27 protein-coding genes, 1 other RNA gene and 1 pseudogene are annotated in these 24339 nt (G+C 52.0%); 13 read left to right on the top strand and 16 right to left on the bottom strand.

Going from position 1 to position 24339, the window contains the following annotated elements:
• Positions 1–64 precede the first annotated feature (64 nt).
• A complete protein-coding gene (locus tag EHV07_RS05525; RefSeq protein WP_147195855.1) occupies positions 65–442 on the bottom strand; it encodes a DUF454 family protein in 378 nt (125 codons plus the stop codon).
• A 61-nt stretch (positions 443–503) separates the two neighbouring features.
• Here EHV07_RS05525 and priC point away from each other — a divergent pair, with 61 nt between their 5' ends.
• From priC to rsmS, 3 genes are all read left to right on the top strand, one after another.
• Positions 504–1034 (top strand): primosomal replication protein PriC, encoded by a 531-nt coding sequence (priC, locus tag EHV07_RS05520; protein ID WP_147195853.1) that lies wholly within the window; start codon positions 504–506, stop codon positions 1032–1034.
• Between the two features lie 66 nt (positions 1035–1100).
• Entirely contained in the window at positions 1101–1346 is a 246-nt protein-coding gene (locus EHV07_RS05515) for a GlsB/YeaQ/YmgE family stress response membrane protein (protein ID WP_147195851.1), read from the top strand.
• Positions 1347–1379: 33 nt separating this feature from the next.
• Positions 1380–1547 carry a pleiotropic regulatory protein RsmS gene (rsmS, locus tag EHV07_RS05510; RefSeq protein ID WP_147195849.1) on the top strand — a complete coding sequence of 56 codons (168 nt, stop codon included), beginning with the start codon at positions 1380–1382 and terminating at the stop codon, positions 1545–1547.
• Here rsmS and acrR read toward each other — a convergent pair.
• Positions 1544–2185, bottom strand: a complete 642-nt coding sequence (gene acrR / locus EHV07_RS05505; RefSeq protein ID WP_147195847.1) for a multidrug efflux transporter transcriptional repressor AcrR — start codon at positions 2183–2185, stop codon at positions 1544–1546. The genes rsmS and acrR overlap by 4 nt on opposite strands.
• A 141-nt stretch (positions 2186–2326) precedes the next feature.
• On the opposite strand from acrR, the gene EHV07_RS05500 reads away from it, so the two are divergent.
• The 4 genes from EHV07_RS05500 to ykgO all read left to right on the top strand — a co-directional run bounded on the left by EHV07_RS05500 (position 2327) and on the right by ykgO (position 7271).
• On the top strand, positions 2327–3511 hold the full coding sequence (locus EHV07_RS05500; RefSeq protein ID WP_147195845.1) for an efflux RND transporter periplasmic adaptor subunit: 1185 nt from the start codon (positions 2327–2329) through the stop codon (positions 3509–3511).
• 17 nt (positions 3512–3528) lie between these two features.
• Positions 3529–6678 carry an efflux RND transporter permease subunit gene (locus tag EHV07_RS05495; RefSeq protein WP_147195843.1) on the top strand — a complete coding sequence of 1050 codons (3150 nt, stop codon included), beginning with the start codon at positions 3529–3531 and terminating at the stop codon, positions 6676–6678.
• Positions 6679–6869: 191 nt separating this feature from the next.
• Positions 6870–7121 carry a type B 50S ribosomal protein L31 gene (locus EHV07_RS05490; protein WP_147195841.1) on the top strand — a complete coding sequence of 84 codons (252 nt, stop codon included), beginning with the start codon at positions 6870–6872 and terminating at the stop codon, positions 7119–7121.
• A gap of 9 nt (positions 7122–7130) precedes the next feature.
• Positions 7131–7271, top strand: a complete 141-nt coding sequence (gene ykgO / locus EHV07_RS05485) for a type B 50S ribosomal protein L36 (RefSeq protein ID WP_147195839.1) — start codon at positions 7131–7133, stop codon at positions 7269–7271.
• Positions 7272–7328: 57 nt separating this feature from the next.
• Here ykgO and EHV07_RS05480 read toward each other — a convergent pair whose 3' ends face one another.
• The 3 genes from EHV07_RS05480 to EHV07_RS05470 are packed head-to-tail and all read right to left on the bottom strand — an operon-like array spanning position 7329 to position 9756.
• Positions 7329–8207 (bottom strand): metal ABC transporter solute-binding protein, Zn/Mn family, encoded by an 879-nt coding sequence (locus tag EHV07_RS05480; RefSeq protein ID WP_147195837.1) that lies wholly within the window; start codon positions 8205–8207, stop codon positions 7329–7331.
• Positions 8204–9079 (bottom strand): metal ABC transporter permease, encoded by an 876-nt coding sequence (locus EHV07_RS05475; protein WP_147195836.1) that lies wholly within the window; start codon positions 9077–9079, stop codon positions 8204–8206. Before EHV07_RS05475 ends, EHV07_RS05480 begins: the two co-directional genes overlap by 4 nt.
• Entirely contained in the window at positions 9076–9756 is a 681-nt protein-coding gene (locus EHV07_RS05470) for a metal ABC transporter ATP-binding protein (protein ID WP_147195835.1), read from the bottom strand. The genes EHV07_RS05475 and EHV07_RS05470 overlap by 4 nt, the downstream gene beginning before the upstream one ends.
• A 415-nt stretch (positions 9757–10171) precedes the next feature.
• Between EHV07_RS05470 and EHV07_RS05465 the strand changes: the two genes are divergently transcribed.
• From EHV07_RS05465 to EHV07_RS05455, 3 genes are all read left to right on the top strand, one after another.
• Positions 10172–10525, top strand: a complete 354-nt coding sequence (locus EHV07_RS05465; protein WP_147195834.1) for a hypothetical protein — start codon at positions 10172–10174, stop codon at positions 10523–10525.
• A 143-nt stretch (positions 10526–10668) separates the two neighbouring features.
• Positions 10669–11049, top strand: coding sequence for an Hha toxicity modulator TomB (gene tomB / locus EHV07_RS05460; RefSeq protein WP_147195832.1), 381 nt, complete (start codon positions 10669–10671; stop codon positions 11047–11049).
• Positions 11050–11078: 29 nt separating this feature from the next.
• Positions 11079–11297 (top strand): HHA domain-containing protein, encoded by a 219-nt coding sequence (locus EHV07_RS05455; RefSeq protein WP_147195830.1) that lies wholly within the window; start codon positions 11079–11081, stop codon positions 11295–11297.
• A 79-nt stretch (positions 11298–11376) separates the two neighbouring features.
• Here the strand turns inward: EHV07_RS05455 and ffs are convergent.
• An RNA gene (gene ffs / locus EHV07_RS05450) (signal recognition particle sRNA small type) lies at positions 11377–11473 on the bottom strand.
• Positions 11474–11694: 221 nt separating this feature from the next.
• Here ffs and EHV07_RS05445 point away from each other — a divergent pair.
• Complete coding sequence (locus EHV07_RS05445) at positions 11695–12006, top strand: MGMT family protein (protein ID WP_168199671.1); 312 nt, start codon at positions 11695–11697, stop codon at positions 12004–12006.
• A gap of 40 nt (positions 12007–12046) precedes the next feature.
• Here the strand turns inward: EHV07_RS05445 and EHV07_RS05440 are convergent, their stop codons facing one another.
• On the bottom strand, positions 12047–12604 hold the full coding sequence (locus tag EHV07_RS05440) for a YbaY family lipoprotein (protein WP_147195826.1): 558 nt from the start codon (positions 12602–12604) through the stop codon (positions 12047–12049).
• A gap of 210 nt (positions 12605–12814) precedes the next feature.
• On the opposite strand from EHV07_RS05440, the gene tesB reads away from it, so the two are divergent.
• Positions 12815–13672, top strand: a complete 858-nt coding sequence (gene tesB, locus EHV07_RS05435) for an acyl-CoA thioesterase II (RefSeq protein ID WP_147195825.1) — start codon at positions 12815–12817, stop codon at positions 13670–13672.
• A 65-nt stretch (positions 13673–13737) separates the two neighbouring features.
• Here tesB and amtB read toward each other — a convergent pair whose 3' ends face one another.
• The 5 genes and pseudogenes from amtB to EHV07_RS05410 all read right to left on the bottom strand — a co-directional run bounded on the left by amtB (position 13738) and on the right by EHV07_RS05410 (position 19699).
• Positions 13738–15027: an ammonium transporter AmtB gene (amtB, locus tag EHV07_RS05430; protein ID WP_147195823.1), complete on the bottom strand. Its 1290-nt coding sequence runs from the start codon at positions 15025–15027 to the stop codon at positions 13738–13740.
• A gap of 35 nt (positions 15028–15062) precedes the next feature.
• Positions 15063–15401: a P-II family nitrogen regulator gene (gene glnK / locus EHV07_RS05425; protein ID WP_007886947.1), complete on the bottom strand. Its 339-nt coding sequence runs from the start codon at positions 15399–15401 to the stop codon at positions 15063–15065.
• A 264-nt stretch (positions 15402–15665) separates the two neighbouring features.
• Entirely contained in the window at positions 15666–17435 is a 1770-nt protein-coding gene (locus EHV07_RS05420; protein ID WP_147195820.1) for a SmdB family multidrug efflux ABC transporter permease/ATP-binding protein, read from the bottom strand.
• On the bottom strand, positions 17422–19197 hold the full coding sequence (locus tag EHV07_RS05415) for a SmdA family multidrug ABC transporter permease/ATP-binding protein (protein WP_147195818.1): 1776 nt from the start codon (positions 19195–19197) through the stop codon (positions 17422–17424). Before EHV07_RS05415 ends, EHV07_RS05420 begins: the two co-directional genes overlap by 14 nt.
• A gap of 47 nt (positions 19198–19244) precedes the next feature.
• Positions 19245–19699, bottom strand: a pseudogene (locus tag EHV07_RS05410) (Lrp/AsnC family transcriptional regulator).
• 437 nt (positions 19700–20136) lie between these two features.
• Between EHV07_RS05410 and queC the strand changes: the two are divergent.
• Positions 20137–20832: a 7-cyano-7-deazaguanine synthase QueC gene (gene queC, locus EHV07_RS05405; RefSeq protein WP_147195812.1), complete on the top strand. Its 696-nt coding sequence runs from the start codon at positions 20137–20139 to the stop codon at positions 20830–20832.
• Here queC and EHV07_RS05400 read toward each other — a convergent pair.
• The 4 genes from EHV07_RS05400 to hupB all read right to left on the bottom strand — a co-directional run bounded on the left by EHV07_RS05400 (position 20824) and on the right by hupB (position 24165).
• Positions 20824–21225: a thioesterase family protein gene (locus tag EHV07_RS05400; RefSeq protein ID WP_147195810.1), complete on the bottom strand. Its 402-nt coding sequence runs from the start codon at positions 21223–21225 to the stop codon at positions 20824–20826. The two genes, queC and EHV07_RS05400, sit on opposite strands and share 9 nt — an antisense overlap.
• 108 nt (positions 21226–21333) lie before the next feature.
• Positions 21334–21675 carry a helix-hairpin-helix domain-containing protein gene (locus EHV07_RS05395; protein WP_254446310.1) on the bottom strand — a complete coding sequence of 114 codons (342 nt, stop codon included), beginning with the start codon at positions 21673–21675 and terminating at the stop codon, positions 21334–21336.
• A gap of 139 nt (positions 21676–21814) precedes the next feature.
• Entirely contained in the window at positions 21815–23686 is a 1872-nt protein-coding gene (ppiD, locus tag EHV07_RS05390; protein WP_147195808.1) for a peptidylprolyl isomerase, read from the bottom strand.
• Positions 23687–23892: 206 nt separating this feature from the next.
• Positions 23893–24165 carry a nucleoid-associated protein HU-beta gene (hupB, locus tag EHV07_RS05385; protein WP_147195806.1) on the bottom strand — a complete coding sequence of 91 codons (273 nt, stop codon included), beginning with the start codon at positions 24163–24165 and terminating at the stop codon, positions 23893–23895.
• Positions 24166–24339 lie beyond the last annotated feature (174 nt).

Below are 24339 nucleotides of genomic sequence, written 5' to 3'. Positions count from 1 at the left end.
GCCGCGCACGAAAACGACCAAATCTATGCAAACCGTCCGACAATTGCAACCGCTGGAAGCAAATTCACGGTTTTTGTTGCCCTTCATCAATGACCGGCAACCGTAACATAAAGAGAATGAGTACACCGAGCATACAAATTAATAACAGTCGCACCCAAATAATTTTAACCAGCCAAAGCGAAACAGCAAAGGTGATCAGCGTTATCGTTATTGCCCGCCCTTTTGTTCCGGGCGGCACGGCCCGATACTGTTGCCAGTGACGCAGATAACGCCCAAAGATCGACCGGTTCAGCAACCAGTCGTGAAATCTCGGCGAGGAACGAGCAAAACACCACGCGGCCAGCAGCAGAAATGGCGTAGTGGGCAATAAAGGCAAAATAATGCCCAGCGTTGCCAGCCCCATCGCCAGCCAGCCCGCTATCAGTAAGAGGATACGTTGCATAGATGCCCTTTTCTTTTGCTGAACACGTAGTATAAACGGTGCATTCACCGGAGAGAACACCATGAAAAGTGCCCACCTGCTTCAGCAGCTGGAAGAAAAGCTTGAAGAGCTGGCTCAGGCCGTTGCTCCCCATACGAATAAACGTACGCCCAAAGCTCGCTTTGACGATCAACTTTTTCGCAGTCACAGCACCCGCCTTGGCGATTATTTGCAGGAAGTTCAGCACAGTTTCACGCTGCTAAAACAAAGCGTAAACGGCCAGCGTACCGAACGGGTCGCCTGGATGGCAGAACGCGTCGTGCTGCAAATAAGCGCGCTGCAACGGGAGCTGGCGACGCTGAAACTTCGCACGGCCGAAACGCGCGAGGAGCCACAACAGGAGAATTTATACGAAAAGCTGGCGAAACATCAGGATTATGAACGCCGGCTTAAATCGATGATCGCCGATCGTGAAAGCCAGCTTGGCGCGCAGCAGACGTTAGCACAGCAGCAGACCCTACAGCGAGAAATTGCGGCGTTGGAAGGACGGTTACAACGCTGTCTGCAAGCGCTAAAACGTATTGAGCGTGCAATAGAAAAACGCGAGCAGTAAGGGTACGCCTAATCGACCGGAGCAACCTTGCTATACTTGCTGAATAATGCTGACTGGAGGCAACGGATGGGACTTCTTTCGTGGATAATCATCGGGATATTGACCGGCTTTTTGACCCGGCGCTTTTTTCCCGGACGGCCAGGCGGTTTGATCCCCACGCTGGTGCTGGCCATCGTTGGGGCATTAATCGGGGGCTATATTGCTGCCTTTTTCAACTACGGAACCCTGGCGCAAAGCGATCCCCGAGCCTTACTGATTGCGCTGGCGGGCTCATTGCTGATGGTGTTAGTGATCAAGAAACTGCGTATTTAACCGGGCTGGCTTTATACAAAAAGGAGAAAGAATATGTCACTGGACACCGCGCCTGAAGAGGTCAGGCTGGCTGTGGATTTGATTATGCTGTTGGAAGAAAACCAGATTGCTCCCCAAACCGTTCTCAATGCGCTGGCTATTGTGCAGCGAGACTTTGAAAAAAAGGTGTCCGCTGCACCGGACGAGGAAGCAAACCGTTAATTTGCCGGCAGGCGCAGCGCCAGGCTATGCCTGAGCATATCAATCAGCACCTCGACCAGTTGCGTTGCGTCGGCGGCCAGATCGAAGCTTTCCGGCATAAACAGCCAGTTTTCCATAATCCCCGTGATATATCCCCGCATGACAACTGCCGTGCGTCGGGTATCCAGGTTTTCGGGTAGCTGCCCTGCTGCCATACACTGGCGCAGGACATCTTCGATCTTCTCGTAGCACTCCAGATACAGCGTTTGCTGCATCATCTGTAAAGTGGTCATTTCGCCGACAAACTCGCACTTATGAAAAATAATTTCCATAAGTGAACGTCGGCGAGCGTCGTGTACAGTGGCTTCAAGCACATACGTTAGCATGGCGCGCATGACGGAGAGTGGATCAGATGGGTGTTTTAATTGATACTCAAGCTCTAAGTTTTCCAGTCCACTTTCTGACTGGGCCCAGATTTCATTGAGCAAATCAGTTTTGTTTTTGAAATGCCAGTAAATTGCGCCACGCGTTACGCCAGCCGCCGTTGCAATATCGGCCAGCGAAGTTTTAGCTACGCCATGCTCGGAAAACCTTGCAATCGCCGCGTCAAGGATGTGATTTCGCGTTTCTAACGCCTGCTGTTTGGTTTTTCGTGCCATAGGGTGACTTTTACAATCAGGGTAGACTTACATACATTTGCGAATGTATGTAACATAGCACGACCATAATTTAAACGCAGCAATGGGTTTATGGGTTTGTGATCCATTGAACAATCGATATCGGACACTCGAGGTTTATTTATGAACAAAAACAGAGGGTTAACGCCTCTGGCGGCCGTTCTGATGCTTTCAGGCAGCTTAGTGCTAACAGGATGTGATAATAAAGATGCGCAACAGGGCGGTGAGCAGAAAGCCCCCGAGGTCGGTGTCGTCACCCTGAAGAGCGCTCCGCTAAAAATTACTACCGATCTTCCGGGCCGTACATCCTCGTACCGCGTTGCCGAAGTTCGCCCTCAGGTTTCAGGCATTATCCTGAAGCGTAATTTTGTGGAAGGCAGCGATATTAAAGCGGGACAATCGCTTTATCAGATCGATCCGGCCACTTATCAGGCCGCTTACGACAGCGCCAAAGGGGATTTAGCACAGGCTCAGGCTAACGCACAGATCGCGGCATTGACCGTGAAGCGCTATAAGCCGCTGCTGGGTACTAAGTACATCAGCCAGCAAGACTATGACAACGCTATTTCCACGCAAAGCCAGACTGCCGCCGCAGTTCAGGTGGCGAAGGCCAGCGTTGAAACAGCTCGTATCAACCTTGCTTATACCAAAGTGACCTCGCCTATCAGCGGCCGCATCGGTAAATCTTCCGTCACGGAAGGTGCACTGGTGCAGAACGCTCAGACCACTGCTCTGGCCACAGTTCAGCAGCTCGATCCTATTTACGTTGACGTGACCCAATCCAGTGAAGATTTCACACGTCTGCGTGAAGAGCTGAACTCTGGCAAGCTGCAGCAGGCTGACGGCAAAGCTCAGGTTAAGCTGCTGATGCAAAATGGTAGCGAATATGCTCAGAGCGGAACATTAGAATTCTCTGATGTCACCGTTGATGAAACGACCGGCTCCATTACGCTGCGTGCGGTATTCCCGAACCCGGATCACGCTTTACTGCCCGGCATGTTTGTGCGTGCACGTCTGGAAGAAGGCACCAACCCTGCGGCGCTGTTAGTGCCACAGCAGGCGGTGACCCGTACGCCAACGGGCCAGGCAACGGCAATGGTTGTTGGCGCAGATAATAAAGTGGAATCCCGTAATCTGACGACGGATCAAGCTATCGGCGACAAATGGCTGGTAACGGCTGGCCTGAAGGAAGGCGATAAAGTGATTACCACCGGTATTCAACGTGCCAAAGCCGGTGCGCAGGTGACGCCGCAGGAAGTGAGTGCAGACGATGCCGCGCAGGCAAAATCTGAACAACCGCAGTCTTAAACAGGAGCCGTTGATCCATGGCTAAGTTCTTTATCGATCGCCCCATCTTTGCGTGGGTTATCGCCATCATTATTATGCTGGTGGGCGTGCTGTCGATTCTAAAACTGCCGATTGAGCAATATCCTAATGTTGCGCCACCGGCCGTACAGATTCGCGCTACCTATCCAGGCGCCGATGCAAAAACGCTGCAGGACTCCGTAACCCAGGTTATTGAGCAAAACATGAACGGTATTGATGGCCTGATGTATATGTCATCAAACAGCGATTCATCCGGCACCTTACAGCTAACGCTGACTTTCCAGTCGGGTACCGATCCGGATATCGCGCAGGTTCAGGTGCAGAACAAACTGCAGCTGGCAACGCCGTTGCTGCCGCAGGAAGTACAACAGCAGGGGATTCAGGTTCAAAAATCCTCCAGCAGCTTCCTGATGGTGGCCGGTTTCGTTAGCGATGACGGCACCATGACGCAAAACGACATTGCGGACTATGTGGCGTCGAATATCAAAGATCCTATCAGCCGTACCCTCGGCGTAGGTGATACTCAGATATTCGGTGCGCAATATGCAATGCGTATCTGGATGGATCCGCACAAGCTGAATAACTATCAGCTGACGCCGGTTGACGTTATCAGCGCGATCACCGCGCAGAACGCCCAGGTTGCAGCCGGTCAGTTAGGGGGCTCCCCGCCGATCCCAGGCCAGCAGCTTAACGCCTCTATCATTGCTCAGACGCGTCTGACCTCAACGGATGAGTTTGGCAAAATTCTGCTGAAAGTTAACTCAGACGGTTCGCGCGTGCTGTTGAAAGACGTGGCGAAGATCGAGCTTGGCGGTGAAAACTACGAGATCGTTGCTCGCTATAACGGTAAACCTGCCTCCGGTATCGGTATCAAGCTGGCGACCGGTGCTAACGCACTGGATACGGCAGCCGCGGTAAAAGCGGAGCTGGGTAAACTGGAACCGTTCTTCCCGGCCGGTCTGAAAGTGGTTTATCCGTACGACACCACGCCGTTCGTTAAGATCTCCATTCAGGAAGTGGTTAAGACCCTGGTCGAAGCGATTGTGCTGGTGTTCATCGTCATGTATCTGTTCCTGCAGAACTTCCGCGCCACCCTGATCCCAACGATTGCGGTGCCCGTAGTTCTGTTAGGGACTTTCGGCATTATCAGCGCGTTTGGTTATTCGATAAACACGCTGACGATGTTCGGGATGGTGCTGGCGATAGGCTTGCTGGTTGATGATGCGATCGTGGTGGTGGAAAACGTCGAGCGCGTGATGGCCGATGAAGGCCTGCCGCCAAAAGAAGCTACCCGCAAGTCGATGGGGCAGATTCAGGGCGCGCTGGTGGGGATTGCCCTGGTGCTGTCAGCCGTATTTATCCCGATGGCCTTCTTTGGTGGCTCAACCGGTGTGATCTACCGCCAGTTCTCCATCACCATTGTTTCAGCCATGGTGCTGTCAGTGATCGTCGCGTTGATTCTGACGCCGGCGCTCTGTGCCACGATGCTGAAGCCAATCAAGCAAGGCGATCACGGTAAAACCACCGGTTTCTTTGGCTGGTTTAACCGCCTGTTTGAAAAAAGCACCCATCACTACACCGACAGCGTTGGCCACATCATTCGCAGCACCGGCCGTTACTTGCTGATTTACCTGGTGATCGTGGTTGGTATGGCGTACATGTTCGTGAAGCTGCCAAGCTCCTTCCTGCCGGAAGAAGATCAGGGTCTGCTGCTGGCTCAGGCTCAGCTGCCGGCTGGCGCAACGCAGGGCCGTACGCAGAAGGTGCTCGACCAGGTAACGGATTACTTCCTGACCAAAGAAAAAGACAACGTGCGTTCCGTGTTTACGGTTAACGGCTTTGGCTTTGCGGGTCGTGGACAGAACACCGGTATCGCCTTCGTCAGCCTTAAGCCGTGGGAAGAACGTAGCGGCTCGGAAAACAAGGTTGAAGGGATTGCCGGTCGTGCCATGCAGGCGTTTGGTGCGATCAAAGATGCCATGGTTATTCCGTTCAACCTGCCGGCAATTATCGAACTGGGTAACGCTACCGGCTTCGACTTTGAGCTGATCGATCAGGCTAACCTTGGGCATGACGCGTTGACTAAGGCGCGTAATCAGCTGCTTGGCATGGCTGCGGAGCATTCTGATACCATCGTTGGCCTGCGTCCAAACGGCATGGAAGATACGCCGCAGTACAAGCTGACTATCGATCAGGAGAAGGCCGAAGCGCTTGGCGTCTCTATCTCTGATATCAATACAACGCTGGGTGCATCCTGGGGCGGCTCTTACGTTAATGACTTTATCGATCGCGGTCGTGTGAAGAAAGTTTACGTCATGGGCCAGGCTGATTCCCGTATGTTGCCGGACGACATTAATAAATGGTACGTGCGCGCAACAAACGGTGAAATGGTGCCGTTCTCCGCCTTCGCCAGCGCAAGATGGCAGTATGGTTCGCCACGTCTTGAGCGCTATAACGGCCTGCCGTCCATGGAAATTTTAGGACAGGCTGCACCGGGTAAAAGCTCAGGCGATGCGATGAACCTGATGGAAGAGCTGGCTGGAAAACTGCCACAGGGGATTGGTTATGAGTGGACTGGAATGTCCTATCAGGAACGCCTCTCAGGTAACCAGGCACCAGCACTTTATGCCATCTCGCTGATTGTGGTGTTCCTCTGTCTGGCGGCGCTGTACGAGAGCTGGTCTATTCCTTTCTCAGTTATGCTGGTGGTTCCGCTTGGGGTCATAGGTGCGCTGCTGTTTACTACGATACGTGGACTGAGTAATGACGTTTACTTCGTGGTAGGCCTGCTGACAACCATTGGGCTGTCGGCGAAGAATGCGATCTTAATCGTAGAATTCGCCAAAGACCTGATGGAAAAAGAAGGCAAAGGCCTGGTGGAAGCCACCCTGGAAGCGGTTCGCATGCGTTTGCGTCCAATTCTGATGACCTCACTGGCCTTTATCCTCGGCGTACTGCCGTTGGCAATCAGTACCGGTGCAGGTTCTGGCGCGCAGAACGCAGTAGGTACCGGCGTAATGGGCGGCATGGTAACAGCCACCATTCTGGCTATCTTCTTTGTACCGGTATTCTTTGTGGTGGTACGCCGCCGCTTCGGTAAGAATAAAGAAGAGCTTGAGCCTTCAACGACAAACGAATCTCACCATTAAATTTGGGTGATACCTCAAGAGGCCGCAATTGCGGCCTCTTTTTTTTGCCTTTTTTCTCCCTACAGACCGGTTTTCCCCCTTTCCTCTCTGCTGACGCATTGCTTTAGCAACAGACTCACCCTGTTGCAATTCCAGCCTGTGGTGGGCATAATAATGTTATGTTATAACATACGAATCAGCAAAGAGGATTTATGAAAGAAAATATTCATCCGGTTTACCGTACCGTGGCTTTCCACGATACCAGCGCTGACACTTACTTTATCGTCGGTTCTACCATCAAAACCGATCGCACCGTCGAGCTGGATGGCAAAACGCTGCCCTACATCCCTCTCGATGTTTCATCTGCTTCGCACCCGTACTACACCGGTAAACAGAAAGAGTTTACGAAAGAAGGCAGTGCGCATCGCTTCAACCAGCGTTTTGGTCATTTCTTCAAAAAATAAGGAGGCAGTATGCAGGTATTGAGTTCGCTGGCTTCAGCCAAAAAACGTCATCAGGATTGCAAAGTTGTGCGTCGCCACGGCCGCGTTTTTGTTATCTGTAAAAGCAATCCGCGCTTTAAGGCCGTACAGGGCAGGAAGAAAAAGCGCTAAACAACAAGGGCCGCATTATGCGGCCCTTTTTGTTTTCCCCACGGTTAATGCTCAGTGTTATTTCATGCTGGTCAGCATCACGTTGACGTTATGCTTAAACGCTGCCTGGTAGGTATCCGCTTCGCCGCCCTTTTTCGTTAATGCTTCAGGATACAGTTCGCCGCCGGGCCGGGCACCCGTTGCATTAGCAATTTGTTTCACCAGCCGTGGGTCGGTCTGATTCTCAATAAAGTAGCGGCCAATATGCTCTTTTCTCAGCTGAGTAATTAAACCGGCCACATTTGCAGCGCTCGCTTCCGACTCGGTTGAAAAACCAACCGGCGACATAAAACTAACGCTATAGCGTTGGCCAAAATAGCCAAAAGCATCATGACTGGTCAGGACTTTACGTTTTGTCGCAGGGATTGCGGCGAAGCTGGCTGCTGCCCAGCCGTCCAGCTTTTGCAACTGATTAATGTATTCAGTACCACGCTGACGGAAGTCGCTGGCATCCTGCGGATCGGCCGCAATCAGCGCGTTCATAACGTTAGTCGCGTAAATCACCCCATTTTTCATGCTGTTCCAGGCGTGTGGATCGGTAATGGTTTTTCCTTCCTCTTCCAGAGTGCGGGTTGCAACGCCTTGAGAAGCGACAATCACCTTGCCCTTATAGTCTGAAGCGGAAATCAGACGATCCATCCATCCTTCCAGCCCCAGTCCGCTGACAAATACCACATCAGCCTTCGCCAGCGCCTGGCTATCCTGTGGCGTCGGCTCAAAGCTGTGAGGATCGCCATTCGGCCCTACCAGGCTTTTAACCTGCACATGTTCCCCCCCCACCTGAGTCACGATATCCGCTAAAACTGAAAAACTGGCGACTGCGTCCACCGTTTTTGCCATCGCCAGCGGCGCAATAAACATCGCAGCGACGGCCAGCGCAACAGGTAACTTCTTCATACTTTCTCCTTACCAATAATAAAAAGGCGCATGCGTAAAATGCCCCCGCATGGCCCGAGCAAAATCGAAATAAAAAAGAGTATTGCGGCGCTGAGTACCACGGCAGGGCCGGCGGGCAGCGCAAGATAAAATGAAGCGGTCAGGCCGATAAAGCTGGCAAGTAAAGCGAGGATCATCGCACAAACCATCATGCCCGGAAGTTCCTGCCGCCAGAATCGCGCGGCGGCGGCAGGCAACATCATTAGCCCCACACACATCAGCGTACCGAGCACCTGAAAACCCGCTACCAAATTAGTCACCACCAGAATCAGGAAAATACCGTGAACCCGTGGTGCGGCCCAACGGCTTTGCGCACGTAAAAAAGTAGGATCGAAAGCATCGATTACCAGCGGACGATAAATCAGGGCCAGCGTCAGTAACGAAACAGCGGCAATCGTACTGACCAACAGGATTGAGGGATTATCTACCGCGAGCAGTGAACCAAATAGCACATGCAGCAGATCTACGCTGGAACCGCGCAGTGATACCAGCGTCACGCCTAGCGCCAGCGAGCCGAGATAAAATCCCGCGAAACTGGCATCTTCACGTAAGGGCGTATAGCGGCTGACTGCACCTGAGAGCAGCGCAACCGACAGCCCGGCAATGACGCCGCCAACGCCCATGGCAACCAGCGACAAACCAGATATCAGATAGCCGATAGCCGCTCCCGGCAATACCGCATGAGAAAGCGCATCCCCGACCAGGCTCATTCTGCGTAACAGCAAAAAGAGACCTAACGGCGTGGCGCTAAGCGAAAGCGCAACACAAGCAACCAGCGCACGGCGCATAAAGCCAAACTCAATAAAAGGATGGATAAGCGAGAGGATCATCATGCCTGCTTCTCATAGCCGAAACTGGCGGACATTACCTCAGCAGGCGCGCTGCTCCATTCGGCCCGATCTGTCAGCAATTGCAATGTTTGTGGAAAGTATTTTCCAACCAGGGCCCTGTCATGCAGCACCACAATCAGGGTACAGCCTGCCCGGTGTCTTTCTGCCAGTAATGCCAGCAGCAGCTCAATTGTCTGGCTGTCGATTCCGGTAAAAGGCTCATCAAGCAGCAGCAACCGTGCCTCCTGGACCAGGAGTCGGGCAAAGAGTACCCGTTGCAGCTGGCCGCCGGAGAGTGTCGCAGGTTGAGCGGTCGCAAAATCACGCATGCCCACTTTTTCCAGAGCCGTCATGATTTTTTGCCGCATGCTGCGATCGATTGCCCCAAACCAGCCACACTGTTTCCAACATCCCATCGCCACCAGGTCAACGACGCTGATGGGGAAACTTTTCTCGATTTCTGATTGCTGAGGCAGCCATGCCATGTTGCATCTCTGAGGTAACTCGAAATGTCCGCTAACGGCGGGAAGCAATCCCGCCAGCGTTTTCAGCAGGGTTGATTTACCTGCCCCATTCGCTCCGGTCAGTGCAGTCATTGTGCCAGGCAGAAAGGTGCCGTTGATGTTGGGCGTGACACGCTTTCCCTGATACCCCACCACAAGATTGGTCATGTTAATCATCAGAAGATTGCCCAGCAGGTGATGGCTACCAATGAGCCTGCAAGAAAGGCAGCGAGCGCGAATCGCACCCATGCCGGTTGAGTTAAAAGCGTGCCGCACAGAACAAATGGCCTTGATAAATACATAACCGCCATACCTGTATGTTATAACATAACAATACCATACACTGAGAGCATCTTGTTTTGCTGGCGCAAAGTGTATCTAATTATTTCCAGAAAATTATTGAATACCCGTCAGGGTTATATAAAAAAATCTATAACTTCTTTCGTTTTTCTATCGCAGAAAGCCGTTTTACCGACTAAAATAATTAACAGTCAAATCATCATGATAGTTAATATTTTTTTATACGACCTTGATTATTCCGCCATTGAGAACAATTATCTGTATTAGCATTTATTAACTCTGTGGAGAAAAAATGCGCAAACGTATTCCTTTCAGCGACGGGTTCCGTGAAGTAAATGCGGCTGAACTACAACAATTTATTCAGCGGATTATTCCCAAAATAGAAGATGAGCTGACCGGATCATTGCAGTGGTATTCACAAAATGCGCAATATGTTCCCGACAGCACAAAAATTATTTCTATAGAATATGTAGAACATTCGCGTTATAAGATGAATTACAGCTTTTGCTGGCGGGTGTTTAACCCTTGTCTTGATATTGATAGTGAACAGTTAACAATCCAAACGGTAAATTTTGAATGGCAGCCCGATGCACTTGTTTTTGATTTTATCGATACGGAACCCGCTTCCGTTGCCGATGAATTGTAATTTTGGGTAATAGCCTCCAAAATAGAGTTAACCAGGTTATATTTATTTAGATTACGAGTAAGATATCCAAAATCGCTTCCTGGCAAATCGCTCGCTAAAGCCTGCGTTAACGGCATTTTTCACTCGCTATGGAGGGGAAAAAGATGGACGAATACTCACCAAAAAGGCATGATATCGCCCAGCTTAAATTTTTGTGTGAAAACCTGTATGATGAAAGTCTTGCCACCTTGGGTGACAGCCATCACGGTTGGGTTAACGATCCTACTTCAGCAATAAATTTGCAGCTTAACGACTTGATTGAGCATATTGCTGCTTTTACCATGAATTACAAAATCAAGCATATCGAAGATAGCGATCTGATTAGCCAGATAGATGAATATCTTGACGATACGTTTATGCTTTTCAGTAATTACGGCATTAATGTTCAAGATCTCAAACGATGGCAAAAATCAGCGAAGCGGCTGTTCAACATTTTTGTAGAGGAATGCGCTTTCGTCACTGCTCAGGCGAGCCATTCGTTTTAGTAACCCTTTATATTTTCAACGGCTTAACAATGACAGATAAACTCCTGACTAAAACTGATTATCTGATGCGTTTAAGACGGTGTCGGTCTATCGACACCCTCGAACGTGTAATCGAGAAAAATAAATACGAATTATCCGATAATGAACTGGCAGTGTTCTATTCCGCTGCTGACCATCGTCTTGCTGAACTGACGATGAATAAGCTTTACGACAAAGTACCGGTTGCCGTTTGGAAATTTGTTCGCTAATCGGGAAATAAGGCAGAGTAAGCAGTACAGTAATAAGGATGAGAAAGGTAGGGTTTTCCGAAGGGAAATTGGGTGGGGGCCCTGCCAGCTACATCCCGGCACACGCGTCACCTGCTGCGGCTGCTTCCTTCCGGATCTGACCGAGTTCACAAGTTAGCGTTGCGGGAGAACCAACCGGGCCCCCATTGACGGCTCCATGTTATGGAGCGAGGGCATTATCAATGAAGCCCCCGGCAATTGCAACCCCACCTCTGGCAACCGTTGATTTCTTGTTCGATCCCGTCGATTTCAGCGCACTCCGCCCACATTTTATGCTTTTTACCGGTCTGAAAATTACCTGTCAGCCCTTCCGCTCTGGACAGTATTTTCTGTTGCCGGAAGTAGTGAAGGAGAATTGATAATGGAAAATGATACTTTTCAGCAGCGTATTTATCACATTGTTGCAGCAATCCCCTTTGGTAAAGTCACCACTTATGGCGAAATCGCCCGGCTGGCAGGTTCGCCTCGTGCCGCACGCCAGGTAGGAGGGGTATTAAAACGCCTGCCTGAAGGGAGCAGGCTTCCATGGTATCGCGTCATCAACCGTCTGGGCGAAATTTCGTTAACGGGCACCGATCTCGATCGTCAGCGCCAGGCCTTGCTGGCTGAGGGAATTGAAGTCAGTCCTGAGGGGAAAATTGCTTTAGCCCGTTATCGCTGGGTGCAATAAACCGCCCCAACCGGGGCGGCTATCTTTACCGAAGCAGTTTTTACAGAGACGTTGGCGCAGGCACAGAGGATGAAGGGCTTACCTGAGTCGGTGACGTTGACGGCAGCGTGGTTGCCGGCTTAGCCTGCGTTGGCAGCGCTCTGGAGGGAACGGGTACCAGGGTCAGATCCTGTTTGGTCCCGCCGCTGTTGATGACCGTTTTAACATTGTCAGTAATAAGGACAACTTTATGGTCTACGATAACTGCCGCGCTAAGCAGAATTCTGGCATTCGGCTGAATATCCGCCGGATTGAAAGGCAGAATAAATTTAAATGGCGCCTGTTTACCATCGGTCAGCACCACCCGTTGTGAAAGCACTTTCGATGGCGCATCTGAAACTGAAGCATCAGACAGGGTCACGGTCAGAGATGAATCCGGCGGCAAAGAGACATTCTGTCGAATATAAATCGAACCACTGACGTTAGGCTGTCGGATTGTCGACTGTTGTCCCGCCACCTGCGAAGCCAGCGTTGCCGTTGGCACATACCCTCCCTTGTCAGCACATCCAGAGAGTGTCACCGCCAGAGCGGCACCGGTCAGTACAGGCCAGAGTTTCATTGATTTATTCTCCTTATGATCAATGCAAAAAGTCATTTTTACCAAACCATAAGAGACAGAGTTTCCCTGTCCCACAGGCCTTAATTCTGGCACAGGTTACTGATATTTGCCTGGAAGCTGGGCAATCCTTTAAAGAAACCCGCTTCGCCCGTTGACGGCAACCGGTTGTATTCGCAAACTGAATGTGAACCGACTATTGAGGATGCCGTAATGAGCCAGGCACTGCATGACCTGTTAACGCTGTTGAATCTGGAAAAGCTGGAAGAAGGCCTGTTTCGCGGCCAAAGTGAAGATTTGGGCCTGCGTCAGGTTTTTGGTGGTCAGGTAGTAGGACAGGCGCTCTATGCTGCGAAGCAGATGGTACCGGCTGAACGCATTATCCACTCATTCCACAGCTACTTTTTGCGCCCTGGCGATAGCCAGAAAGCGATTATTTATGATGTGGAAACGCTACGTGATGGACAAAGCTTCAGCGCCCGTCGCGTCAGTGCCATCCAGAACGGACAGCCTATTTTTTATATGACCGCCTCTTTTCAGGCACCGGAAACGGGCTTCGAACATCAAAAACCGATGCCGCAGGTCGCCGGGCCGGACAATCTCCCCGCAGAAGGCGAAATCGCCAAACAGCTTTCCCATTTCATTCCTGAAAAAGCGCGGGAAAAGTTTTTGTCGGAAAAGCCTTTCGATATTCGTCCGGTGAAATTTCATAATCCTCTGAAAGGACATGTTGATGAGCCTGTACGTCATGTCTGGCTGCGGGCGAATGGCCCGCTGCCTGACGATAAAAGGATCCATCAATATCTGCTGGGCTACGCTTCCGATTTCAATTTTCTGCCTGTTGCGCTGCAACCTCATGGCAAAGGTTTTCTTGAGCCGGGTATGCAGGTGGCCACTATCGATCATTCAATGTGGTTCCATCGCGCTTTTAATCTGAATGACTGGCTATTGTATAGCGTTGAGAGCACCTCAGCCTCGGGTGCCAGAGGGTTTGTCCGCGGAGAATTTTATACGCAGGATGGGATCCTGGTTGCGTCTACAGTGCAGGAAGGCGTAATGCGCGTGCGGTAAAATTGGCTGTGTAACGAAAAACGGCTCCCGAGGGAGCCGTTTTTATCCGTTAATTTAGTGACGGATTACTGGTTGTAAGCATTTTCGCCATGGCTGTTAACATCAAGACCTTCACGCTCCTGGTCTTCAGGAACACGCAGTCCGACAGTCATATCCGCTACCTTGAAGGCGATAAAGGCTACCACGCCGGTCCAGACAATGGTCACGCCGACGCTCAGCAACTGAACCCATACCTGATGTCCCATAGAGACACCCTCGGCATAACCCACCCCGCCCAGGGAAGGCGAGGCAAAAACGCCAGTCAGGATACAGCCAACGATACCGCATACGCCGTGCACGCCGAATACGTCACAAGGATCGTCAACACGCAGCCATTTTTTCAGCGTCGTTACGCCCCAAAGACCGGCCAAACCACCAACGATACCGATGATTAATGCCCCACCCACGCCAACATAACCACAGGCTGGGGTGATAGCGACCAGACCGGCAATCACGCCGGAACAGACGCCCAGCAGAGACGGTTTACCGCGCAGTGCCCATTCACCGAAGGTCCAGCTGAGCATGGCTCCTGCGGTAGCCATAACGGTGTTAATAAAGGCCAGGCCTGCAATTTCATTTGCCGCGCTGGCAGAACCCGCATTAAAGCCGAACCAGCCAACGTAAAGGATTGCGGTGCCGGTAAAGACCATCGGCAGGTTATGAGGTTTAAAGGCTTCTTTACCAAAACCGGCACGTTTGCCAACCAGGTAAGCACCAACCAGCCCCGCGACGGCCGCATTGATATGAACTACCGTGCCACCCGCAAAGTCCAGTGCACCGTCCTGAGCAAGCAGGCCGCCTGACCACACCATATGAGCAATAGGCAGATAAGAGAACGTCAGCCAGATTGCGACAAAGATCAGCACCGCAGAAAAACGGATACGTTCAGCGATCGCACCAACAATCAGGCCAACGGTAATACAGGCAAAAGAGGCCTGGAACGCGACGTGAATATACTGATAGAACGAGCCGACCAGCGCCGTAAGCTGAATATTTTTTAGCATCACCATGCTAAAGCCGCCAAAGAAAGCGTTACCTTCGCTAAACGCCAGTGAATAGCCGTACACCATCCATAATACGCAAACCAGCGCGAAGGTGACGGAAACCTGAGTCATCAGAGAAAGCACGTTTTTAGCGCGGATTAATCCGCCGTAGAATAAGGCAATGCCGGGTAGTGTCATAAACAGCACCAGCGCGGTGCAAATCATCATAAAAGCGTTGTCCGCTTTATCTGCCACTGCTGGCGCTGCCGCCATCGCCAGTGAAGGTAACAGTGCCAGGCCCGCGAGACCGAACGTAGCTAATTTTTTATTCATTTTATTCCATCCCATCACAGTTCTTAGCCCTGAGATTACAGCGCTGCTTCGTCAGTTTCGCCGGTGCGAATACGGATAACCCGTTGCAGTTCTGCAACAAAAATTTTCCCGTCACCAATTTTGCCGGTGTAGGCGGCTTTACTGATCACATCGACCACTTCATCCAGCTGGTCGTCTGCAATCGCAATGTCTATTTTTACCTTCGGCAGGAAGTTCACGCTGTATTCAGCCCCGCGATAAAGTTCTGCATGCCCTTTCTGGCGACCAAAACCTTTAACTTCGGTTACGGTCAATCCCTGAATGCCGATTGAAGACAGTGCTTCACGCACGTCTTCTAATTTGAACGGTTTGATTACCACAGTAACCAGCTTCATACGATCCCCTCCAGGTAACGAAAACGGTTGTTTCACCCCACACGGACTGATCAAAGCAAAGGCTGTGCCACAAATAAAAAAAGAAGATATTCAGAAGATGAGAGGGGTGGATATTGCGTACGCACGGGCCGGGCTGTGTTTAGCGTAACGAAGCCGCTAAAGCCAATCTGAGGAAAGTGCACCATTCAGGTGCACTCTGCGTCAGAAGTGTGCATTTCGCCACGTAAGGTGAATTTATCGCCTGATCGTGGTGCAGCGAAACGGCTACATTGTTACGCTTTCAGGCGCTTCAAGCTCCTCTCCAGCCAGCTGTAACTGGTACATTTGCCAGTAGCGGCCTTGTTTTTCCAGCAGCTCGCGATGATGCCCTTGCTCAACGGCCTGCCCCCGATGCAGCACCAGAATGGTGTCGGCCTCGGTAATTGTAGACAGTCTGTGTGCGATCACCACCAGCGTGGTTTTTTTGCGAACGGCCTGTAGCGCTTTCTGAATCGCCTGTTCCGTACCGGAATCGATGTTCGCCGTTGCTTCATCCAGGATGAGGATCTGAGGTGAGGCAACCAGTACCCTGGCCATTGCCAGAAGCTGCTTCTGTCCGACCGAAAGGTTATTCCCCTGCTCGCCCAGCCGGGTATAGATCCCATCGGATAAACTGCGCGCCAGCCCGGCAAGCTGTACCGTTTCCAGAGCCTGCCATACCGCCTCTTCGCTGATATCGCGGCCTAAGGTAATGTTGGCAAAAAAGGTATCGGCCAGTACCACCGGATCCTGCTGCACCATCGCCACACCCTGCCTTAACACGCCGTGACTGAGCGAAGAGAGCGGCCGGCCATCCAGACGAATTTCGCCTTGATTGATCGGATAGTAACCCATCATCAGATTGGCCAGCGTACTTTTCCCGCTGCCGGTATGTCCAACCAGCGCCACGAAGCTGCGGGAAGGCACGTGCAGATTGATATCGCTAAGCACATTGCGATCGTCGCGATAGGCAAAGCTCAAATTTTCAATCTCAATCTGCCCGGACGCCAGCGGCTTATTGTCGCGACCGTAGTGCTGACGAGGCGCATCCATGAGCTCAAAAATACGCTCACCTGCTACAACGGCCTGCTGTAACATCGACTGCTGCGTGGTTAATTCGATCAGCGGCTCATTCAGGCGGCCAAGATAATTAATAAATGCGTAGAGCACGCCAACTTCAAAGCTTCCGTTCGCGGAAAAGCCAAACAGCATCATTAATCCACAAAGGATCATTGCCGAAAACAGGCTGAGCAGCGGCCGCAATAAAAAGCCATCCAGCCGCAGCGTTTCCATTCGCGCCAGGTAGTGCGAACGGCTCGCCTCCCCCATTCGCTCCCCAAAGCGCGCCTGCTGGCGGAACTGTTGGATCACGCTCATGCCGTTAATCACTTCATTAAAACCGTTGTTGATGTCGGCCAGGTAGCCCCGGACGCGACGCACAATCGGCGTGCTGTAACGCTGATAGATCAGCATTACGGTTAAGACGGCAGGGAAAATAGTGATTGCGACCAGCGCCATACGCCAGTCCAGGCTAAACATGGCCACCAGCATGGCCCCAACAAGTGCGGCGCTGCGTAAAACCGTCGCCACGACGGTCACATAGAGATCGCGAACAACTTCCGTATCGTTAGTCACGCGCGAGATGATTTGGCCTACCGGCTGAGTATCGAAGGCGCTAAGAGGCTGGCGTAACGCGGCATCCATCACATCCGTACGCAAGCGCTGGACGACGCCTACCGCGGCCTCGTTAAACAGGAGTGCCTGCCAGTAGTGCAACCCGGCAGCCAGAATCTGTAACAGGATAAAGCTCACGGCCAGACCGGTAACCAGCCCAATCGGCATCGTGTGTTTCGCGACCATGTTATCAATAAAATAGCTGACCAACACCGGCCCCAGAACTTCAGCGGCCGCCGCAATCCACAGCAGCAATACCGCCAGACCCAGCGATTTCCGCCAGGGTGAGCCATAGCTCAGCAAACGTTTCAGCGTTGGCCAGAGTTGATTAAGATTCGCCATGAGGGACACCTTTCTCGATTTCGTCCTCGTCCAGCGCGGCTTCAAGCTGCTGATAACGATACATATCCTGATACCAGCCGCTTTGCCCGGCCAGGAGAGTATGTTGCCCACGCTGGGCGACGGTGCCGCTTTGCATCACAAGGATTTCACTGGCTTCCGTCAACGCCGACAGCCGGTGAGCGCTAATAATAATCGTTCTGCCCGCTCCCCATTTGCGTAAGTTATGCAGGATTTGATGTTCGGTGCGCCCATCGACCGCAGAAAGCGCATCATCAAGGATCAGAATTTCAGCATTGAGCAACAGCGCCCGGGCAATAGAGATACGCTGTTTTTGCCCACCAGAAAGCATGACGCCGCGTTCTCCCACTTCGGTGTCATAGCCTTGCGGCAGGCGCAAAATATCGTCATGGACGTTCGCCAGTTTGGCCGCCTGCTCAATATCCTGTTGCGAGGCCGTCGGTCTTCCAAGCGCGATATTATTGGCGATGGTGTCAGAGAATAAAAACGGTGTCTGGCTGACCACGGCCAGTCGGCTACGCCAGCTGTCAAGCCGCAGCTGAGGAAGAGGAATGCCGTGATAGCGTATATCCCCCTGCGCGATATCAAAATGACGCTGGATCAGACTGAGCAAGGTACTTTTCCCCGAGCCTGTCGGACCACACAGTCCCAGCATCTGCCCGGGCTTAAGGTTAACATTGACATGGTGAAGCGAAGGCTGCTGCGCGCCTGGATAGCAAAACTCACGGATCGCGATTTGTAACTGCCCACGATCTTCCGGCAGCGTTTTCGTGCCGTCTGCCACAGCGGGTGACTCCGACAGCAGCGAGCGGATACGACTCCATGCCGCGCTGCCTCGTTCGACAATATTAAACATCCATGCCAGCGCAAGCATTGGCCAAATCATCAGTCCTAAATACATGACGAAGCTGGTCAACTGACCCAGCGTCATCTCATTGTGCCAGACCAGCCAGCTTCCACCGCCAATCGCCAGCAGATTCGACATGCCGATAGCGATATAAATCGTGGGGTCGAAGCGCGCGTCCACCCGCGCGACGCGGAGATTTTTCTGGCCGGTTTCACGAGCGATACCCGCAAACTGACTGGACTGATGATCCTCTAATCCAAAAGCCTTAATCATCCTGATGCTGGTCAGGCTTTCCTGAGTTTGATCGTTCAGGGAGGAAAAAGCCGCCTGAGCATGCTTGAAGCGATCGTGCAGCTGATCGCCATAGCGTTTAATCACTATGGCCATTACCGGCATCGGCACCAGCGCCAGCAGCGTGAGTTGCCAGCTTATTTGTGTACTCATCACAATCAGAACAGCCAGCCCCATTACCAGCGAATCGACCAGGGTCAGTACGCCTTCCCCCGCGGCAAAAACGACGCGATCCACGTCATTGGTGGCACGGGCGATCAGATCCCCCGTCCGGTGACGCAAATAAAATTCCGGATGCTGGCGGCTTAGCTGACGGTAAAAATCCTGACGAAGCTCAACGGCCAGCTGGTAAGATGCGCCAAAAAGCAGCACTCGCCAGACGTAGCGCAGCAGATAGACCACCACCGCAGTGATCAGCATAACGCCAACCCACATCAGCAGCCGCGAGGCACTCATATGCTGGTGAGAAATCCCATCGACAATAGTGCCGACGATTTTGGGCGGTAACAGCTGCAAAAGCGCGATGACCACCAGCAGGAAAACGGCCCCAAGATAGCGCCGCCATTCACGCAGAAAAAACCAGCTTAATTGACTAAACAGTCGCACAGTAAAACGTCCTGGTTAAGATTGAGCGAGGTTGACACAAACAGGCTCTATAACGGCAGCGCCGTTGTGTATTTTATCTCTTCCATAGCAAAGCTCGACGTAACGTCCAGTAAACCTGGAATGGCATTCACTAAACGCTTAGAGAAGGCGTCGTAGCTTTTCATATCGGCAACCCCGATCCGCAGAAGATAATCATATTCTCCGACCATGCGATAACATCCCATAACTTCTGGCATTGCATGAACGATCGCAACAAACAGCTGATACCCGCTGCTGTTATGTTGCTGGGCCTTGATTAGCATAAACGCAGTTAGCGGCAACGCCAGTTTTTCCGCGTCCAGTAACGCATCACGGGCGCGAATATAGCCTTCCTCTTCCCGTCTTTTCAAGCGTTTCCAGCACGGCGTGGTGGTTAAATGAACGGCATCCGCCAGTGCCTGAAGAGACAACGTACAGTCCAGTTGCAAAAGAGCCAGCAGCTTAGGTCAGTTTTATCTGTCACAGGGCTCTTCAGGAGAATGATTCTCTCTTAAGGTGCGATTTTACAGGTAAATGAGCAAACCTTTTTTCCTGTTTATGCCTTACCATTTTCAAATATTTAATGGAAGGAAACATGAGCCGCTGCTGGGATTGCCGTTTATTGCTGTTATGCCTTTTCGACTGCCAGACGAAAGAGCGAGCAGCTCGCTTTTCAGGGTGGCCTCGGTCATTTTGTTGAGGATGGCTCTCTGGCAAAGTGGGTGTCTCAACCGGTAGCGCTATCCCGACACTTATTATCATCGCGCCTGAGTTACAGAAAATATTGACGATCTGGCGTGCTGGCAGAAAATATTGGTCTAACCTCTGTCAGGGTTTATATCCGCCGTTCCAACAGCTGGGCTACCCTTCTTGCCCGGCAGGCAGTACCATACGGCGCAACAGTCAAATAAGGTATAAAGAATGAAACGTGCAGTAGTCGTTTTCAGCGGCGGCCAGGATTCAACAACCTGCCTGATTCAGGCATTAAAGCAGTATGACGAGGTGCATTGCATCACGTTTGATTACGGCCAGCGTCACCGCGCGGAAATTGATATTGCCGAACAGCTGTCGCGCTCTTTGGGTGCCCGTGCGCATAAAGTTCTGGATGTTACGTTGCTCAACGAGCTGGCCGTTAGCAGCCTGACGCGCGACAGCATCCCCGTTCCGGCTTACGATCCTGAAGCCAGCGGCCTCCCAAGTACTTTTGTGCCGGGACGCAATATTTTATTTCTAACCCTCGCTTCAATTTATGCCTACCAGGTCGACGCTGAAGCAGTGATTACCGGTGTTTGCGAAACCGACTTTTCGGGCTACCCGGACTGCCGCGACGAATTCGTAAAGGCACTCAATCATGCCATCGAACTGGGCACTGCTCGTCCGGTACGCTTTGAAACACCGCTGATGTGGCTGAACAAGGCCGAAACCTGGGCGCTCGCCGACTACTGGCAGCAGCTATCATTAGTACGTAACGACACGCTGACCTGCTACAACGGCATCAAGGGCGACGGCTGTGGCGAGTGCGCCGCCTGTCATCTGCGAGCGAATGGCCTGCGTGATTACCAGATAAATAGCGCTGCCGTTATGCAAGAAATGCAGCGTAAAACCGGCTTACGCTGACAGCATCTCCTCCATTCGCTGTTTTAGCTCTCCTGTCATCGGCTGCGCTTTTTGCGTGCGCAGATCGATGCAGACAAAGGTTAGCGTGGCGTCGGCAACCGCATCTCCGCCGGGAGCCAGCGTCACCGTTTGTCCAATCACCCCGCTCTTCTCTCCCAGTTCAAGCAGCTGACTGTGAATTTGCAGCAGATCGCCCATCCGTGCCGCGCGACGATAGTTGATGTTGATGTTGACCACCACAAAAGCGAGCTGATTCTCATTCAGCCACTGAAAGGACTCCAGCCTTTCAAGCCATGCCCAGCGGGCTTCTTCAAGAAATTCCAGATAGCGTGCATTGTTGACATGCTGATAGACATCAAGATGATAGCCGCGGACTTTGATCATGGTTTGCATCACGCACTCCTCTGAAAAAAAGAGGCCACACCAACTGGTATGACCTCTATCACCTTAGCAGCCGTCCCGCCTATCCGGCAGCGTGCAGCGTGTTAGTCGCGAGAAAGATCACAATTTAAGCCGTGAGACATTACGCTCTACCAACGCATTTCCCATGCCGGGAACCTCTTTCAGCTGATCCAACTGGGTAAAAGGCCCGTACTGTTCACGGTAGTTGATAATAGCCTGCGCTTTTTTCAGCCCAACGCCGTTCATCACTGCACTCAGTTGTTCCGCCGTTGCCTGATTGATACTGACAAGTTCATCCGCTGATGTCGGCTGTTCAGTGGCCTTTTGTCCGGTCACGCTGGTTGCTGGCTCGGTAGCCGTAACGGATTGCGCAGTAACTGACGGCACCATTGCCCCGGTGAGTAGCGTAAAGCATAGCGCGGTGAGTAACCTGTTTTGCATGCTGCTTTCCTCCATGTGTTTGACAGCACGGTCAGCCTACCCCCACCGCGGCATCGGGACAAACAGCAGAAACCAGAAATGGAAAAGGCCGCATAAGCGGCCTTTGTTATTGCAAAACGTTGCAGTTTTTTTGCGAGGCTTATTGGGCCTGTGCCGCTGCACCGTATTTGATTTTGCCTTCTTTACGCAGATTACTGAGCAAGGCTTCAAAGGCAATCTGCGCATTATTCTGCGTGATACCCTGAATCATGGCTTTCTTCTGCGCTTCCGGCATGGTGCCGCTACGAACCTGCTCAAGCGCCAGCACGACCACATTGCCCTGACCGTCTTCACTGACACCGTAAGACGGTTTGTCTTTCGCTGGCAGCGCCATGGTGAAGGCAGACTGCGTCAGTGCGTCCTGGCCATTGCGGGTCAGCGTTTTAGCATCGCTGAAGCTCAGCCCCGCCGCTTTCATCGCCTCTGCACCTTTGCCTGCTTTCAAATCGACCAGCAGTTTTTCTGCCTGAGCTTTTGCGGCGCTCTGCGCTTTTTCGGTCTTCAGCGACGCTTCGATCTGCGCTTTGACTTCAGCCAGTGGTTTCACCGCTTCAGGTTTATGACCGCTAATGCGCAGCACAAAGGCACGATCGCCATCTACGGTAATAATGTCTGAGTTACTGCCCGGCGCGCCGTCTTCACCGACCAGACCGCCATTGAAGATCGCCTGTTCAACCGGCTTGTAATTCAGCTCGGCTGGGGGCGTATCATGGCTGAACCAGCCTGTCTCCACGGCTTTGACGCCAGCCACTTCTTCGGCCGTAGCGAGTGACTCATTGTCATTGCTTGCCGCATCACTGACTTTTTGCTGCAGCTTATAATAAGCATCCAGCGCCTGCTCCTGCTTAACCTTCGCGGCAATGTCGTCATGCACCGCAGACAGCGGCTTAACCTGCTGAGCCTGAACGTCATCAAGTCGGGCAACAATGAAGCCAACGGAAGAAGGGATCACGCCAGAAAGTTCGCCTTTCTGTTTCAGGTTGGCGTTTTTCAGCTCATCCGGCGTGGTCGCCGGCTCAAGCCAGCCCATATCACCCCCGTTACGGGCAGAGATTGGATCGGTTGATTTCTCTTTTGCCAGCGCGGCAAAGTCACCGCCTTTTTTCAGCGCATCCAGTACCGACTGCGCATCGGCTTCGGTTTTCGTTTGAATGATGCTGAAGCGGCTACGCTGTGGCTGAGTGTAATCAGCCTGATGCTGATCGTACCAACTTTGAATATCGCTCTCGCTGGCGCTTTTTTGCATTGCCGCCGCATCCAGCTTGATATAGCTGACGCGGAACTGCTCCGGTGCCATAAAGTTGTTTTTATTCTGCTCGTAGTAGTTTTTAACGTCTTCGTCGCTAACGGTCTGTTTTGCTGCCAACGCCGCAACGTTGATCGTCGCTTCACGTACCAGACGTTCCTGCGACACCAGCGCGGCCAGCGACTCTGTCTCACCCGGCAGCATATAATCGGTGCCGGTAACGGCAGCAATTAGCTGTTGCGTGGTCAGCTGTTTACGCAGCGCCTGCGCATACTGCTCGGCAGAAAGGCCCATGTTATTGATAATGGCCAGATATCTGGCGTTATCAAACTTGCCGTTAGTCTGGAATGCAGGCTGGTTAAAAATTGCCTGTTTGATCTGGTCATCACTGATAGCCAGCTTCAACTCTTTTGCATACTGATCCAGAAGCTGCTCATCAACCAGCTGAGACAGCGCCTGCTGACGGATCTGCTGCATATAAGCAGGATTGCTGGCTAATTGAGAAAACTGTTCGCCCAGCATCTGCTGCTGGCGTGAACGTTCATTACTGAAAGCTCTTTCAAGCTGTGCGCGACTGATTTCCTGCCCGTTTACTTTAGCGGCGTAATCACCGTTGCCGCCGATCAGGTAGTTGCCCACCCCGGTCAAAATAAAGGACAGGATGATCAGACCCAGTATAATTTTGAGCACGACATGGTTCGACGCCGCGCGTAAATTGTCCATCATGGTGTGACAACACTCCGCTGTAGTATGAATGTAAACCCTTGCGCGTTCGTCCCAACTTCCTGGGGACGCTCCACGCTGCTGCGTATCAGGCCGCTCGTGTTAATTGGTGCATAAAAAAAGGCACATCGTAATTCAGATGTGCCCGTATGGTACATGAGAACGTCAGGACAGTCCTCACTCCACCGAAGAAAATGCTGTGATCGCCCTTAATTAACGGCGTCTTTCAGCGCTTTACCGGCACGGAAGCCTGGTACTTTCCCCGCTGGAATCGTAATTTCTTTCCCGGTTTGTGGATTACGACCGGTACGCTCAGAACGTTCACGTACTGAGAAGGTGCCAAAACCAACCAGTGCTACTTCATCACCTGCTTTCAGTGAGTCAGAAACGGAGTCCATGAAAGCGTCTAACACACGTCCCGCTGCTGCTTTAGAAATATCAGCGTTAGCAGCGATTTTGTCGATCAACTGTGACTTATTCACTCAATCATCCCCTCATTATTATTTACTTCGCATCCGGGCTGGTGGCCCCTCTACGAGCACGCATCCGCTAGTTTAGCTTCTGCTGGTTAAGCCGAAGTCTCATTCAGCTTGTTCTGACCATCACTGGCTTAACAGCACCCTAAATTAGCGGGACAAAAAAAAGCTGGCAAGTGC

Source organism: Pantoea sp. CCBC3-3-1 (assembly GCF_007981265.1).
Lineage (GTDB): Bacteria > Pseudomonadota > Gammaproteobacteria > Enterobacterales > Enterobacteriaceae > Erwinia.
The sequence above is the reverse complement of the archived record's forward strand: the minus strand, read 5'-3'. Positions and strand labels throughout refer to the sequence as shown.